This window comes from Alteromonas sp. ABV4_515 (assembly GCF_056160345.1).
On sequence record NZ_JBSWWZ010000004.1, the window covers coordinates 432,103 to 448,246 of the forward strand.

13 protein-coding genes and 1 tRNA gene are annotated in these 16,144 nt (G+C 44.6%); 9 read left to right on the forward strand and 5 right to left on the reverse strand.

Annotation, left to right across the window (positions count from 1 at the left end):
• Positions 1–34: 34 nt before the first annotated feature.
• Entirely contained in the window at positions 35–463 is a 429-nt protein-coding gene (locus ACXAGX_RS12020; protein WP_474838577.1) for a DUF3010 family protein, read from the reverse strand.
• Positions 464–801: 338 nt separating this feature from the next.
• Between ACXAGX_RS12020 and ACXAGX_RS12025 the strand changes: the two genes are divergently transcribed.
• The 5 genes from ACXAGX_RS12025 to ACXAGX_RS12045 all read left to right on the forward strand — a co-directional run bounded on the left by ACXAGX_RS12025 (position 802) and on the right by ACXAGX_RS12045 (position 8,330).
• On the forward strand, positions 802–1,614 hold the full coding sequence (locus ACXAGX_RS12025; RefSeq protein WP_474838579.1) for a hypothetical protein: 813 nt from the start codon (positions 802–804) through the stop codon (positions 1,612–1,614).
• 88 nt (positions 1,615–1,702) lie between these two features.
• Positions 1,703–2,695 (forward strand): helix-turn-helix transcriptional regulator, encoded by a 993-nt coding sequence (locus tag ACXAGX_RS12030; RefSeq protein WP_474838581.1) that lies wholly within the window; start codon positions 1,703–1,705, stop codon positions 2,693–2,695.
• 77 nt (positions 2,696–2,772) lie between these two features.
• Positions 2,773–4,827, forward strand: a complete 2,055-nt coding sequence (locus ACXAGX_RS12035; protein WP_474838583.1) for an AAA family ATPase — start codon at positions 2,773–2,775, stop codon at positions 4,825–4,827.
• Positions 4,828–5,016: 189 nt separating this feature from the next.
• Complete coding sequence (locus tag ACXAGX_RS12040) at positions 5,017–6,393, forward strand: DUF262 domain-containing protein (protein ID WP_474838585.1); 1,377 nt, start codon at positions 5,017–5,019, stop codon at positions 6,391–6,393.
• Positions 6,390–8,330, forward strand: coding sequence for a DUF262 domain-containing protein (locus tag ACXAGX_RS12045; protein WP_474838587.1), 1,941 nt, complete (start codon positions 6,390–6,392; stop codon positions 8,328–8,330). The genes ACXAGX_RS12040 and ACXAGX_RS12045 overlap by 4 nt, the downstream gene beginning before the upstream one ends.
• A gap of 87 nt (positions 8,331–8,417) precedes the next feature.
• Here the strand turns inward: ACXAGX_RS12045 and ACXAGX_RS12050 are convergent.
• Positions 8,418–8,494, reverse strand: a tRNA-Arg gene (locus ACXAGX_RS12050).
• A gap of 237 nt (positions 8,495–8,731) precedes the next feature.
• On the opposite strand from ACXAGX_RS12050, the gene ACXAGX_RS12055 reads away from it, so the two are divergent.
• The 4 genes from ACXAGX_RS12055 to ACXAGX_RS12070 all read left to right on the forward strand — a co-directional run bounded on the left by ACXAGX_RS12055 (position 8,732) and on the right by ACXAGX_RS12070 (position 12,815).
• A complete protein-coding gene (locus ACXAGX_RS12055; RefSeq protein WP_474838589.1) occupies positions 8,732–9,268 on the forward strand; it encodes an acyltransferase in 537 nt (178 codons plus the stop codon).
• A gap of 78 nt (positions 9,269–9,346) precedes the next feature.
• Positions 9,347–10,960, forward strand: a complete 1,614-nt coding sequence (locus ACXAGX_RS12060) for a right-handed parallel beta-helix repeat-containing protein (protein WP_474838591.1) — start codon at positions 9,347–9,349, stop codon at positions 10,958–10,960.
• Positions 10,961–11,064: 104 nt separating this feature from the next.
• Positions 11,065–12,027 carry a hypothetical protein gene (locus ACXAGX_RS12065; protein WP_474824093.1) on the forward strand — a complete coding sequence of 321 codons (963 nt, stop codon included), beginning with the start codon at positions 11,065–11,067 and terminating at the stop codon, positions 12,025–12,027.
• Positions 12,024–12,815, forward strand: coding sequence for a hypothetical protein (locus ACXAGX_RS12070; RefSeq protein WP_474838593.1), 792 nt, complete (start codon positions 12,024–12,026; stop codon positions 12,813–12,815). The genes ACXAGX_RS12065 and ACXAGX_RS12070 overlap by 4 nt, the downstream gene beginning before the upstream one ends.
• 8 nt (positions 12,816–12,823) lie before the next feature.
• Here the strand turns inward: ACXAGX_RS12070 and ACXAGX_RS12075 are convergent, their stop codons facing one another.
• The 3 genes from ACXAGX_RS12075 to ACXAGX_RS12085 are packed head-to-tail and all read right to left on the reverse strand — an operon-like array spanning position 12,824 to position 16,144.
• Positions 12,824–14,299, reverse strand: a complete 1,476-nt coding sequence (locus ACXAGX_RS12075; protein WP_474838595.1) for a lipopolysaccharide biosynthesis protein — start codon at positions 14,297–14,299, stop codon at positions 12,824–12,826.
• A gap of 19 nt (positions 14,300–14,318) precedes the next feature.
• Complete coding sequence (locus tag ACXAGX_RS12080) at positions 14,319–15,164, reverse strand: sulfotransferase domain-containing protein (protein ID WP_070126072.1); 846 nt, start codon at positions 15,162–15,164, stop codon at positions 14,319–14,321.
• 53 nt (positions 15,165–15,217) lie between these two features.
• Positions 15,218–16,144, reverse strand: coding sequence for a glycosyltransferase family 2 protein (locus ACXAGX_RS12085; RefSeq protein WP_474838597.1), 927 nt, complete (start codon positions 16,142–16,144; stop codon positions 15,218–15,220).

Genomic DNA, 16,144 nt, shown 5'->3' on the forward strand with positions numbered 1-16,144 from the left:
TGCGATGGCCCTCAAGCTGGCCTAGCGGCAAGATTTATAGGTGTTGATTAACGTAGGCTAGCGCAGTCTCAAAAGCCGGTTTCTGGAAAACTTTTAACCCGGTATCGTTAAAATCGATATAGGTGCGACTCTCTTTTAACGCCGTTTTTATCTCAGTTGGCGGCATCACGATAACTTCTACACCCGTTAATAGCTCAAGCGCAGCCTCTAATTTGAAACCAATGGCACCTCCAGCAAACTTACCCTTCATCGGACGCTGGCGGATAACGATGATTTCGATTTTATAATCCTGCACCAGTTGCGCGAAGGTTTTCTGAAAATACTTCAGCTCGTGGGCGGTAGCCGCTTTTTGCAGGCTCACTTTACGGGTGCGGCATTCAGGCAGGCGAAACATACCACTATCCAGATTCAGCAGAACGATATTTGCATCATTTGCCGACAGTTCTACACCACATACACGCATTACTTGCTCCACATAAAAATATATAAGCCCTGAGTATATCGGATCTACTGGGTTCGCGGGCTAGTTTTTCTGCTTATGGTTGACTCTCTTTTAGTTATTTCATTTAGTTAGAAGGCGATAAGGAGACGCGTTGTGGTTCTGACGACAATCGGCTTTTCACCATAAAATGAAAAACATAATTATGAGCGTAAATCGAACAAATTATTAGCGTGTATATCTTCCACTCAATAGATATACCCCACCAGAATTATAATTCTATTAGTCTATACTTTTTAAGCAGTCGCTCTCTTCACTGATTATCGCCATCACCAGCATAGTTCACCAAAAGGAATTTAATTTTGACAGCAACCATCAAGTTGACCAACAGCGCATTCTTTTCTCTATTACTTGAAGGGCTTGAAGCTTACGCAATTAAACATCAGGGTAAAAAGGATGTTGCAATCGAAACTCACGCTCAATTGTGGGGTAGCTTTAATAAGCGTCTTCCTTTTAGCTGTGAGATAAAACACATATCGGTTGACAGTTCAGCCAATAAAAAAAGAGGCTCGGTATCTGTTGCAGCCTCCGTACTTGATTTAAAAAAAGATATTGCAAGAGTTTTTGGCGATGGCTATAAACATCTGGGAACATTTCATACACACCCTTGGGTGCTTGGTGAGGAAAACATTACAAGTCCTAGCGACATCAGACGCGGACGTCTATTCAATTTCTCTCCAGAGGATCATATTTGTGAATGCGATGACCCTACGATTACAATAGGTAAAAACGAATTCTCTATTGCATTAGTAATGACCATATTCGCGGGGAAAAAAGCAGACGACAGAAAAGATAGTCGCCTTGATGATTCTCTTTTTGAATTTTCATTGGGAAACATAAAAATTTGGCTTAAAGCGCAGATATATCAACACAAATCAGAAAGCTCTTTGCCACCAGAGGAGAAAAAACAATCCAATATTTATGGCCTTCTTGACCTTCCCTCTTACAAGAAACAAAAATATGAGTCACTACCCGTTCCAGTTCCGACAAGACTTGAACTAACTTATTTAGACGAATATGGCCCCCTATTTCAAGACTTTGGTCGCTTGACTTTCAACGATGGGGATGCCGAGTATCGAACAGCCAGAGACGCAGAAAAACGTTGGTTCGCCTAGCCAAGCTTTATTCAACGTTGAGTATAGAGTGTGTGAAATAAGTGGACAGATCTTTAATATTTCTGTTCACCATGATGGCTAATTTAATATGAGCGCTAAAGCTAAAGATACCCTAGTTCGCATTGTAAGCATGCTAGGGCTTATCCCAATCTATCCGAGGTGGACAACCGCGCGACTGCTTCACACAGCCCTGCTCGCCAGAGGCTTTGACATTAGCAAGCGCACTGTCGAGCGGGATTTGAACAATGTATCCTCATTGTTTGAGTTAGTAGACGAAGAGGCTTCAGAGGGAAGAAAGTGGTCGTTTAGCAGAGATGCAAAACAGGTATTTCTGCCTTCACTTTCCGTTGAAGAAGCCTTATCGCTTAAAATGACTCAACAGCATCTTAAGTTATTTTTGCCTGCCAACGTCTTTAATACGCTCAACACGTTATTTAAAAAGGCTGATGATGTAATCAGTCAACAGCCTGCCTATGCTCAGTGGAGCAAAAAGGTTGCCGTTATACCACCAGGACTGGATATTAAAACTCATGAAATACCGCTTGAGATTAGCCAGGTAATTTATGCAGGCATTCTAGAAAACAAGATGATCGAGGTGACCTATGGTCGACTCAAAAACGCGCGAAGAATCAAACCTCTCGGCTTGATTATCAGGAATAACAAACTCGTTATCCCTTGTATATTTGATGCTTATAATGATGTGCGTATTATCGTTGCCCACAGAATTAAGCATGCTCAATTGACCACATTTAGCTTTGCCGAAGATTTCAATCTTGCCGAATACGTTGATTCAGATGCCCCCAGAAACCTTATCGTTGCAGATGACATTGTTCTAGAGCTAAAGGTGAGAGGTGTTGCAGCTACCATGCTGCAAGAGTCCACAATAGGGAAAAATCAAAGGCTCGATAAAGTTGACGAGACATGGTGGCTTTTTTCAGCAACACTCAAACATACCTTTGAACTGGAGCACTGGATTAAGGGGCATATCGATAGCATACGGATAATAAAGCCTCTCTTTCTACAGCAGCGGATCGTCAGCCAATTGCAAGCAGGGTTAACCTTACAAACTCAACATGGTTAAACCTCCCAAGCGACACAATTTGTCGCACCCTCATGAGATGCTATCACTGTTGCTAACAGAAGAGGTGCATCTAGCTTATGTTTGACGAATTGGTCCTTCCTCAACAAACCATCTTACTCGACGATCTACAGCGCATGTGGGCTTTTCGCGCCATACTCGACTTAGACGGACTCAACCAAATAATAGACGGCAAGGAGTTTAGTTCTGACTCGCTGGCTAAACAGATAGGACTAACAAGTGGTTTTGTCAGAAAACATGGCAAGAAAGGTGTAAAGGAACAGGTTAAGTCTTTATTAAATGAATTAGAAAACAAGCCGCTTAAGCTCTCTTCACAAAGCCAAATTTTACGAGAAAACCTCGAGGAATTTGCGGGTATAGCCAATTTGGATAGGACTTCTGTTATGGTACTGGAGTTCATTGTGCACTTGCACTCTTGCCCGCCACTCGAAACTCTAATCGAGCACATCAGCGTAAGGACACTTAGCCAGGTTAGTGTATATGTATCAACTTTATTACATCTCCCAACCTGTGATGTCAAAGAAGCATTGCGTGAATCAAGTCGCCTTCACCAAACAGGCTTAGTTGAGAACCGGCCTTTTACCGACGGCTTGAGCGGTAGACTAGATATACCTAATGAGAGCATCATCGAAGTACTATTCGATGATCAGTTTACCAGTGAAAAACTGCTCGAACACGCTGTAACACTAGCGCCACGCGCCGTTTTAAAGGCAAAAGATTATGATCATTTGAGAAGTGATATATCTCTTTTGCTTAACTATCTGAAAAATAAACAGCAGGGATGCAATATTTTGCTATACGGCCCCCCGGGCACTGGCAAAACTCAACTCACACGACTCATTGCTGATATGACCAAATGCAAGCTCTACGAAGTTGCAACCGAAGGTGATAATCATAGGGCTATCGAAGGTTATCAGCGGATGCAGAGGTACAAACTGGGACAAAATTTACTTACTCCAGAATCGAGTATTCTGCTTTTCGATGAAATTGAGGATATCTTCGAAGATGGCGGGTTATTTTTGCCTAGTACTGCATCACGACATAAAGCATGGATGAATAACATGCTAGAAACTAATCCGGTACCGACATTCTGGTTGTCAAATTGTGTGTCCGGGATAGATCCAGCTTATCTTCGTCGTTTTGATATTGTTTTAGAAGTACCGATACCCAGTCTTGCACAGCGCAGGCAAATTGTAGAACGCTGCTGTAAAACGCATTTGTCAGCATCTACCATTGAGTTGCTAGCTAGACGAGATGACATCTCACCAGCCTTGCTTTCTCGCACCGCAAACGTAACTACGACCATTTCCTCGAACGCGAAAACCGAGAAAATATTTATCAAGTTACTAAATCAAGGTTTGAAAGTAGCAGGACTTCCAAAAGTGCAGCCAAAGAAGTCTGGACAAAACAATAAAGGCCTATACAGCCTCTCGTATCTGAATACCGATTCTGATTTAAATCAGCTTCTGGCAGGACTGAAACGTTCACCTAATGCAAGGGTTTGCCTTTATGGACCACCCGGGACAGGTAAAACTGCCATTTGTAACTATATAGCTAATGAACTCGGTAAGCCCTTGCATATCCGTAAAGTTTCAGATTTGATGTCGATGTATGTTGGGCAATCTGAAAGAAATATTGCTAATGCCTTCGCCAGTGCGCAGAATGATGGCGCAGTGTTAATCTTAGATGAAGTGGACAGCTTTCTTCGTGATCGAAGTTTAGCCGTTAACTCTTGGGAAGCGACATTAGTAAATGAAATGCTGACACAAATGGAAACTTTTGAAGGGCTTTTCTTTGCGAGTACGAACTTAGTCAACAATCTAGATAAAGCAGCAATACGGCGTTTTGACCTAAAAATAGAGTTCTCGTACCTATTACCAGACCAAGCTGAGTTACTGATGGCACAGTACGCTAAAGCGCTCGGTTTAGATAAACCTACAATTAAGCAGAAAAGCTCGATACGAGCGTTTAATAATTTAGCGCCGGGCGACTTCGCAGCGGTGCATAGGCGACACCGGTTTTCACCGCTCGCGTCCCTTGATCACTTTATCGAGAGCTTAGAGGTCGAATGCGCTCTTAAATCACCACTAAGTCGCCCCATCGGATTTATCTAGCAGAATAGAGCACAAAGCCACGCATGATTGCCAAACAGTTAAGAGAGTCCATAAATAGAAAAAGCTAATAAAAGGGAAAAGAGTCACTAATATTCAAGTTGCTAATGCTATTGAAGCATTAGCAAGTTTTCTTACCTAAAAAGCTTCACTTCTACAGGCTTCAGAAAGATTAAAAAATAAGGATGTAAAATGACGGTGAGTGTCGCAACTTGTTCAGCACAACAACTTTTTGATGGCCATATAATACAGACAAAAAATGGGAAGCAAGTTACTGGAGCGCTAGTTATTCCGGAATACCAGCGCCCTTACTGCTGGGAATGTCAGCAAATTGATACCTTGTTAGAAGATTTAAGAGAACATTTTCATAAGCATGATGAGCTACCGTACTATTTAGGTAGCCTAATTCTTCATCACGATGAACAACAACTTAAAATTATCGATGGTCAACAACGTATTACTACATTGGCTTTATTCAGTTTTCTCTCTCAACAAGCCCTACAGCTTGATCTACGTTTTGAATCTCCCCTTAGCCAACAACAAATTAAGATAAATATTGATTGGCTAGCAGAGCGCAAACCCAAGTGGGCGAACCTTATCAATTTTGAACGTATTCAGTTTTCACTAGTGATTACTGAATCAGAGGATGATGCGTATCGATTTTTTGAAACGCAAAATACTGGTGGTGTTAGACTTGGCGGTCCCGATATTATCAAAGCTCATCACTTAAGAGCCGTTCCTAAGGTTCATCAGACAAGATTTGCGCTCCAATGGGAAGGAATGGGTAACTTAGACAACTCAGTTAAATTCCTTTTGAAAGGGCGTTTTTGGCAAAAATTGAATATGAGAGAACTCGCACCGCATAATCAAACCAAAGTGGTGAGGGAGCAAATTGTTGCTGAATTTGGAGAGCAAACTACAGAAGGTGATGACATCGCGTATGGTCAAGTACTGAGGTTAACCGGAATTGGAGGCGAAGTTCTTCAACAAGCTGCACAACAAGGATACGAAATCAGACAGCCGATTAATTCGGGTATTAACACTATTCGTTATCTGGAATATTTTCAAAACCTCTATCACCAATACTGGGTTACTCCCTCGTTGCCACATCAAAAAAGTTATAACCGTTTTATTTGCTGGCTTAAGGGATTGGAAGGCTGTGGTTATCTTCAAGATCTCTATGAAGCGTGTCTGATGATGTACATCAGCCAGTTTGGAGAATATCAGTTAGAGTTGGCGGCGAAAAAAATATTTAGAGTCGTTTACTCCCGCAGAGTGAGTAATCAGAAAGCGGTAAGAGAAAATACAATTCCAAAATTTGTTAAGGACTACCCTGTTTTGGACTGGATTGCACTGAGCTATACGTATAAGCAGTGCTTTGCTTTTTTTGATGCGTTTGCTTTAGTTGTCGATCCTAGCAATTTAGAATCAGATACCAATAGCGTTAAGAAGCGCTTTATTACAGAAGTAAGCAAACACTTCCAACTGGGGTTGTCACAAGAACATTTCGCAACTTCTTTTGCTAACTCATTAACCCGTAACATCACTGAAATGACGGAGGCGGCATGAGCCAGCAGGTAGAAACAGAGCTGCTTTCACTACAAGCCATCGCGACTCACAATTTAGGCTTTATTATTCCTTGCTACCAACGTCCTTACGTATGGCGTGACGAAGAAGTAATCAAGTTATTTGACGATATTCGCGATGCTTATTTAGCAAAAGAACCACATTACTTTATTGGTAGTGTCTTAAGTGCCTTTAATGATGACAAAAGCGAATACGAGTTAATCGATGGTCAGCAAAGAACCACAACATTAATGCTGTTATCACTTGCCTTCAAATCGGTAGGAGTTAAAACTCAGCTAGCTCATGTAAGTATCAAAGGTGAAAATCCAAGGTTAACATTCGAAATTCGTGAGTCAGTGCGTAACTTGCTCGGCAGCTATGCCGGACTGGACAAGATTACAAAACCTGGTGAAGAAGATATTCGTAAGGATGAGTATTTAGTGCACCTGGAAGCTAATCTCAAAATTCTAAAACAGCAAGTCGATAGATTGGCAGGGCAACCAGACTTCGACATCCATGGTTTTGCTGACTACATTTTGAACCAAGTGCAATGGGTAAATAATATTGTTCCAGCGACTATGGATCTCAATCGCTTATTTTCGAGCTTAAATACTGGTGGCATACAGCTAGAGCCAGTTGATTTATTGAAAGCTAAACTGTTTAAACACATTACAACAGATAAAGCCGTTTACAGTGCTATTTGGCAAGCCTGTGAGCATACAGACAATTATTTTGAACGTAATTTAAGACAAATATTCAAAAATGCCGACTGGCAAAAACTCGGATATGTTGACCTTGCGAATTACAAGGCTGAGAAATTTCCTCTTGGCAGTACCGACAAAGATGTTCAACATGCTGGTAAGGCAATTGCTGAGATTGCATCCGGCCCACTGAACTTTGATGTCGCCCCCAAACGATCTGAAAGTCAAAGTGATGAACTTGATGATGAGACCGTTTATTGCCGTTCGATCATCAGGTTTGAGTTACTTCTAATTCATACACTAAGAATTTTTTGCATCCAGAAATCTAAAGATGACCTTGCTCCTCGTATCCGCGCTGGCAATTTGTTGTTGTGCTTTGAATGGTTACTACAACAAGATGAGAAAACCATTAAATCGTTTATAGAGTTGCTATGGGCAGTACGTTACCAGTTTGATACTTGGGTTGTGAAATGGGTCGAACATGATGACAGAGAAGATGCTCAGTTACGTCTAACCTCGATTAGTAAGAATAAAGCCTATATCAACCGTAAAGCCAAAGAGCTAGGATTACTAGCGCAACTGCAAGCTGTACGCAACTTTACTGGCGATCGTTCAGCCCAGTATTGGCTAACAGCATTTCTAAGCCGATTGGTTGCAGAGCCAAACTTAAAAGAAGAAGAAGTGGTCGCTCTATTGGAACGTATAGATAATCAGATGTCACTTACCAGTGAAACGCAAAAGGAAGCTAGTTTTAAGTTAGCATCAGGGTCGTCCCCCCTAACAATTCCTTGGAAAGAACAAGTAGCATATCTTGAAAGCTCTCTGGGAACTCGATTCGAACATTATTGGTTTCAGAAGCTTGAATACTTGCTCTGGAAAAACAGTGATAAAGCTAATAATGAAAAGTTGAGACATTATCGGATCACTTCAAAAAACTCTGTTGAGCACATTCATCCTCAAAATGAGGAGTATAATCAGAAGCTTGAAAACACCTCACTAAATGCGTTTGGTAATTTAGTACTCCTTAGTCCTGGTGAAAATTCTTCATACAGCAACCAAACGGTAGGAAAGAAAAAAGCAGATTTCGATGCTAAGCCACGTTACGACGCGTTGAAGCTGAAAGATGTTTTTGAAACATACACAAAATCGGATAGCAAATGGTCTACTATCGAAATAGAAAAACATCAACAGAACATGCTGGCATTGTTGGAAAAACATTACACAAGTAGTAATACTTGATTAGCCGCTATATTCAGTCGTTTCGAAGTTCTTAGGATTTAACAGCGATTTTCAAAAATTAGTAATGACGTACCCGATGAATCCAAATGGCGCACCCGAGAGGATTCGAACCTCTGACCTTTGCCTCCGGAGGGCAACGCTCTATCCAGCTGAGCTACGGGTGCATTCGTCGATGTGCGAAGAAGTGCACGAATCGAGAATAGGGGCGCAATGATACTGTTGCCGTCGTCCTGCTTCAACCGTTTTCTTTTCAAAATCGGCGTGTTCGGCCGTTGAATTGTTTGTCTTGTCGTTTATTGGCTGCTGGGGCTGTTTACTGCGTGAGCACAGTGTATATGCGTGCGTAATCGTGGTACAAATACCGGCAGTAAATAAACGGTGAGAATTTTAGTGGTGCAGGCATGATTAAACGGATTTTACGTCGACTCAATCGTAAGAGCCCGGCAGCTCAGGCGCGTGAGAACGGCGCAACAATTGGTACTAACTTTAATATGCTGAGCGGTGCCATTATCGACCCCGATCACGCCTGGCACATTACCATTGGCAACTACGTTACCCTTGCCCCTCGCGTTCATATTCTTGCTCACGATGCCAGCACCAAACATGCGCTTGGCTATACGCGCCTTGCGAAGGTAGTCATTGGCGACCGCGTATTTCTGGGTGCAGGAACCATTGTGCTGCCAGGCGTAACCATTGGCGATAAAGTAATTGTAGGCGCGGGGAGCGTTGTTACGTCTGACATTCCTTCGGGCAGCGTTTATGGCGGCATACCGGCACGCTTTATCTGCTCGTATGATGAATACACTGATAAGCGCCGGGAAGAAATGGAAAACAGCCCGGTATTCGATGAATCCTACTCTGTCGACCACGGCATTTCAGAGGAAATGAAAGTGGAAATGAACGCAAAAATGGATAAGGGCGTAGGATACGTGGTGTAAACCGCCGAGCATGATCATGCGGGTTAACGTGCGCATTATTCTGCCGGCGCAGTGTATTTCTAACGATGAAGGATTGTAATGAAGAAAGGGTACGCGATTGTCGCGATGTATGTTGAAACGCTACTTTTCGGTGTATTGATTTCTTTTTCTGGTATCGCGTCGGCCAACGACAGTTGTATGGAGCGCGACATTTCAGACTACCAGTGGAAGCTGCGTCATCGTGGTGGTTTGCCGGCTCAAATTGAACAGGAGCCAGGCGCGCTGCTTGAACAATGTATACGCCTGAAAGGTGTTGGTCCTCACCCACTCAAATTAACCTCCCGCGATATTGAGATTGCTCACAACGGCGACAGCTTTAAAGCAGGCGGAGAATTCACCATAAAAGAAGGCGATACGCTCCGCCTGCGTGTGCAAGCCCCGGTAGGCAATGGCGTTGGCAAAACTTATCGCTTGGTTTTCAACGAAACCGACCCTGACAGACGTCGCGATGTATTCCGCTTGCGCTGGCCGGTGCAAACCCGTAACGATAGTCGCGCACCGAAAACCTGGCATGTCGGCCCGTCGTCTCCCACCTATCGCGAAGTGAAGGATGTGTTTAAGCTGCTTTCAGCCGGCGACACCATTATTCTTGAGCCCGGTGCCACTTATCAGGCATTCGAAGCAAAAGAAATATCCGGCACCCGCGCGCAGCCAATAACGCTTAAAAGCAATGCCACTGATGCGTCTAAACGGGCTGTTATTGAAGGAGGCACTAAACGATTCAACTGGACAATGGGGCTTACCAGCTCGCACAACTGGGTTGTAGAAAACGTCATTTTGCAGGGCGGCGGCTTGTGTTTTCGTCACGCTTCCGACAATACCACGTTGCGCAATGTACTCATTAGACACTGTAAAACCGGGGTACTGTCTACCGACTATGATTCGGGCGACCTAACTCTCGATGCTGTTGAAATATATGATGCCGGCGGAAAAGAAAAAGGCCGCCCGTGGAATCACGGCATCTACGTGGCAAGCGATCAGCACACCTTTCCCGGCGCAACGTTCACCCTTGAGAACAGCTACCTGCACGATTTGCGCGGCAATGCGGTTAAATCCCGTTTTGAGAATTCGGTAATTCGCCACAATTGGATTGAAAACGGTGCTGAGAAACAATCCCGTTATTTGGTCGAAGTGATTGGTTACGACGGTCAATACGATTTTGATGGTCAGCACCATGAAGTAACCGACAATATGCTGGTGCATCGTATGCCGGGATTAGGTTCGCGGACCGGTGGTGATGGCAAAAGTCCGTCACGGGGCGATGCGGTATTCGCGCGCAATTACTTTGTGATAGACGGTAATTACAATCGCTCTATGGTGCGTACTTTTCAGGGCTTAAATAGCCTGGAGGTAACAGATAACCGGTTAGTCTATTTAGCGTCGCCAACAAAGACCACGCTGGTAACCGACGAAGTGAAAGATGCAGGCTGGGAACAAGGTACGCCTGTGATTACGGTTTCAGGTAATCGTGTAACTGGCACCACAAAGCTACTGGAGCGCACGGCGCAAGGTGCCGTTATGAGCGGAAAGCCGCAAATCACCGTAAAAGACAACGACACCTCAGGCTTCGGCCGCCTGCAGCGCGACACGCTAGATCAGATGCGCCCGGAACAAGACGGCTATATTCAGTTACCTGATTGGCCAGACTTATAAGAAAGCATAGGCATGTATCTATAAAAAACTGGAAAATTCGCACGTTATCTCTTAATAATCATACGCATTCCGGGAACGTGGGCAATTACCATAGTAGGCAGTAAATGGACACCCGAGACAACATTACTTTAATTGACGAAATCCAGTTTGAAACGCAGCTAGAGCAAGCGCAACAAGACGGTAAACCGTTTATGTTTTTGCGATTGGGCGACGGCGAAGGCGCCCTGCTCGATTTCGATGAACAATCTCTGATTGATGACATTCTTTATTTGAATGAGCATTTTGGCCGCACGGTTTCAATTGAACAGCTTTATCAGGCCAAACAAAACCTGATTAGCGCCACGCGTAATGCCGATATTCTGGGCGTTCGTAATGATATCGTGAATGTGGATTTCGATTGCGCATTGATGAATGAACGCTACAGCGACAGGTTTTTGGAAACGTTCAGAAAGCAGTTTCACCTGCGCAAAACCGAGCAGGACATTTCGGCGTTCGACGCCATTCGCGTAGCGAAGTTGTACAAGCAATTCAATGAAATGCAAATGGCAAAGCAAACCCTTTGCAGCCAGTGGATTTCCTTCGATTACTTCTTAAATGGTGGCATGACGCAACTGATGCTGAACGCCGATAAGGTTGGCTTAGTAACGGCCCGTGCGAGTGTCGCGAAAAATATAGAGAAGGCCACCGGCAAGCCGGTTTCGCTGTATCAGGTACCAGACAAAAGTGCGCGACAAGGCAAACAAAAAGCTGCCCATTTCCCTGAAGCATACAACGAGATCTGCGATGCCATACAGGTAGATTATCCGGGTATGCCATTTATTGTTGGTGCCGGTTTAATTGGTAAGGGTTATTGTGAAGTGATTAAAGCTAAAGGCGGTATCGCCTTGGATGTCGGCGCTTTAATAGATTGTTGGGCAGGCATTTATAGCCGTCCGAAAGTGATTGAAGAAAAACTGGAAGTGAAGCGCAACATTTTCAAAAAGAAGAAAATGCCAAAAGAGCTGGAAATGAGCAAAGAGAACGTTGAGCGCCTGGCAAAAATTTATAAAGCGAGGAAGCAGCAGTGAAAAAGAAAACCCCGCTCATAAAAAAGCTCGCGAAGTTCGCTCTCGATAAACATGCCAAAGACAGCTATCGCCATATCTTTCTATTAAGCCATATGCGCGCGAATACGAGCTTATTGGGCCATATTTTTGGTTCTAGCGACGAGATTAACGGCTACTACGAAAAGCACATCGGCTACGGCAGCAAACAGTTTGCTTTTCTGAATCAGCGAATTGAACATGCGAACCATCACCGTTTCAAGCCAGGCAGCCGCTTCATTTTCGATAAGTTACTGCACAACGAATACGAAGTGCACCCTGCTATTCTCAAGCGAGACGACTGCCAGTTCATTATTTCGCTGCGCTCACCGCAAAACACCATTCCCAGTATTATGAGCCAGGTTGGCAAACGGGTTGACAATCATGAACGCGCTACTTTTGAAGGTGCCCGCGATTACTACGTACAACGTTTGAATACACTCCTAAGCTACGCAAGCGCGCTGCCGGGCAAGTTTCTGTACTTAGATGCCGATGCTCTGCGTGATAACACCGAAGCGTCATTAGTATTTCTACAAACAGAACTGGGGCTTTCAGAGCCATTAAAACCGGAGTTTAAGAAGCAAACACTCACGGGTTCTGGCTCGGGCGGCGATCATTCAGGGAATCTGAATAAAGGCGTGATCACCAAGCAGAAATCAAACTATTCAGATATCGACATTCCAGAAGATGGGATGGCAGAACTTGCGGCCTATTACACCGATGTTCGTAACAAGATGATTGAACTGTCGAAAGCCAGTATGACTGAACGCTGAGTAATTTCTCAGCGTTTAATTATGCTTCGCAATGCACCGAACTGACCAACAAAGATAGTCAGGTTTAGCACACTTAATACCGCAAACACGCCGGCAGCAGCCACAAACAGCATCAGCCACGAGTCTACGAACGCCATTACGTTAGTACCGGCAAAGAAATACGTTACCACGCCGAGATTCGCCACCGAATAAATCATGCGCATACGCAGCGCGGTAAGCTTGTAATCGGTATAACGGGGTAGCAACACGTTTACCAAAATAACGTTCGACAGCAGGTTTGAGAACACTGTAGAGAAGGCAACACCCACCAGCCCGTAATCACCAATTAACACGATGGAAAGCCCAATGTTTACCAGGGCACATACGAACTGCACCACGGCCAACAATTTATGGGTGGCCATCGCCAACAACAGCTGATTAGATGTGGCAGTGATGGGGCGAATAACTACACCAAACGCCAGCACGTACAGCAGACCTACCGAGGCTTCAAACTCTTCGCCTAACCACAAATGCACGAACGGGTCGGCAAGAATGACAACACAGCTTGCAAACACCAGCCCCACATAGGTATTGGCGGTACAAATGGTATTGTAGAGGTTTTCAGCTGACTGCTTAGCGGCTATTTTTTTGGTGAAAATCGCCCCCTGAAACTTAAAAAATGAAATGATCAGCAGATTAAGCTGAGTGATCAGGTTATTCGCGATGTTGAAGATGGCAACGCTTTTCAGGTCGAGGAATTTTACGATGATAAACGGGTCGATACGGTCGTTAAGTACCCGCGCAATCCCCAGAATAAACACGTGTTTAGAGAAAGAAAAAATCTCTTTGAAAACGTCCTTCGAGAAGAAACGCAAATCTAACTTAAGTGATGGTAGCAACCGGTAAGCCAGAACGACTTTAAGCAGGTTTGCGCCAATTTCGGTTACCAGCGTTACCCCGATTAAGGTAAGAATACCGAAGTCGTCGATCAGCAAGTAAATCGCTATTAACTTAATGAGCAGGCTAAACGCGGTGACCTTCTCGTCGATATCAATGCGCAGGTTGGCCACGAAGATACTGTTCGGAATGTGCGAGAGAAAGTCGACGATTACCTTGATGGTGAACAGGAATATGGTGAAAGAGAACAACCCGGCGTTGTCGTCGCCCACATCGAACCAATGAGGGAAAAACCCGAACAACACCAGCACCAAAACGGCAATAAGCCCTAGCCCACCAAACACCACCAGGAAAGTAGCCAGATAGCGATTTAACTGTTCATACTTTTTCTGCTCAAGAAAAAGGGTGGCAAAGCGATAAATCGCAGCAGGGAAGCCCAGTTCAAATACGTTAAACCAGGCAATAATGGAAAGAATGAGGATCCAAAGACCGTATTGTTCTTTGCCAATCACATTCAGGATGACAGGCGTGAGCAGCAACATCGAAACAATGTTGAGCCCTTTTGAAACCAGTGAAAAGAGCGCCGCGCTGGCGAGTTTTTTCTTCATTTTTTAGGCTAACTTCTGCTTATTTAGACGATGTAGGTTTGATAAACAGGTCAGCGTAATCTTGTTGAAGCGACTGGTGGTCAGCTTCAAAAAGCGCAGCCAATGTGGCGTAGTCTGCATCGTTTAAATCCGGTACGGGCTTAGTGGCTGAGTTTCTGAGCTTTTCCAGCGCCGATTCAGGCAGCAGGCTTTTCAGCACTTTAGTGGTTTTCTGAATGTATTTGGGATTCACGTGCTTTAAAAATGCGGCCGGACCGCGCCACTGATAAGATTTATTCTTAGTTTTTGTTGACTCATCCTGCTCCAACGTTACGTTTTCCAGCCCGAGGAAAGTGATGATCTGCTGATAAATATCATCGGCTTGTTTGATGAAGTCTTCGAACTGGATCACCCGCACATTGTCGCGACCAAACACAGACACATAGTTCGCCACATGCAAGTTAAAGCAAGAACCGACGAAATGTGGTGATGTCTGGTTGGTAATGGCGGCCATTGGTTCGCGTTTTTCAGTACCGTTTCGTACATAGTGCCAATAGGACGACCAAGCGCGCTTAGCCGGGTTTCTCACCAGATACAGAATTTTTGCGTTAGGGTCGACCTCTGCTAGTCGCTTGGCAATCTGCAGGCTATCGGTGCCTTCAGAATACGACGTGGACGCGTCAATACGAATGGTACTGTTCGGTTCAAAAAGCGTATCGTATTCTGCCATCACCGCCGCCGAAACATCATTGCGGGCAAATGTGTCTGGCTCTTTGTCCGACGACACACTGATTTCAGGATGCAAATCGAGCAAGTCAGCCAGTTTAGTCGTACCTGACTTCGCCGAACCTACCAGAAAGGCGTATTGCTGGGGTGTGTTTTGCATCTGAATTTGTCTCTTTAATAAACTGTTTATGCGCTCGTTGCTTAATGCGAACGCTATTTTCCGTGAATGACTTTGTACTCTTCGTGCTTCACGCCAAAGAACCCTACAATGGTTCCCCAGGCAGAACACAGTCGAAACAGACCATCAACGTATTTGGTTTTATTTCCAGTTACTGCGCCTACGATAAGTTTGCCTAAACCACGCAGCACTCTGACACCACTTAACACCGCACAACGTGCCAGGGCCTTGCCAAATGATTCTTCGAATATGTGCGAACGGGTATAACCGATGCCTGAACGATAGCCCCGACGGCAGAACCACTTTATAGTTGCGCGACTCTTGGGGAATTCTTCCACTACCGGTGCATCGATATACACACAACGGTAGCCGGCGTGCTTTGCGCGCAAAGCAAAATGATAATCGCTGGCGCCGGTCATGGCGAAACGCTCATCGAAGCAGGGGTTAAGCGAGGCGATAACGTTTCGGCTAATAAGCACATTATTGGTGTAAAACACATCAATGAACTGCCCTTCCGTAAACGGATTATTGCCGTAGATTAAATCGACAGACCATTCAGGCGTACCCGGCTCGCCGACAGAAATCACATGACTGGTTACTACATCGGCCTGATATTTATCAGAACCTTCGCATAATCGATTCAGCCAATCTGGTGACTGCGGCCATTCATCGTCGTCGATAAATACTAGATAATCGCCCTGCTCTTCCAAGAATCGCTGCGCACAGCGGTTGCGGGCAAACACGATGCCCGGCTGGGGTTCTACATCATAAATAACCGGTATCGCACTGGTTGCCGCTTTGTCTTCAACTACTTGTTTGGTAGCCGCATCTTGTGCGTTATCTACCACCAGCACGCTGGCCTTGATGTGCTCATCAATTTGCTGGGCCAGCAGGCCATCGAGTAAACGAGCCAACCATTGCGGCCTTCTGCAGGTAATGACACAAATGAATACGTTTTTCAT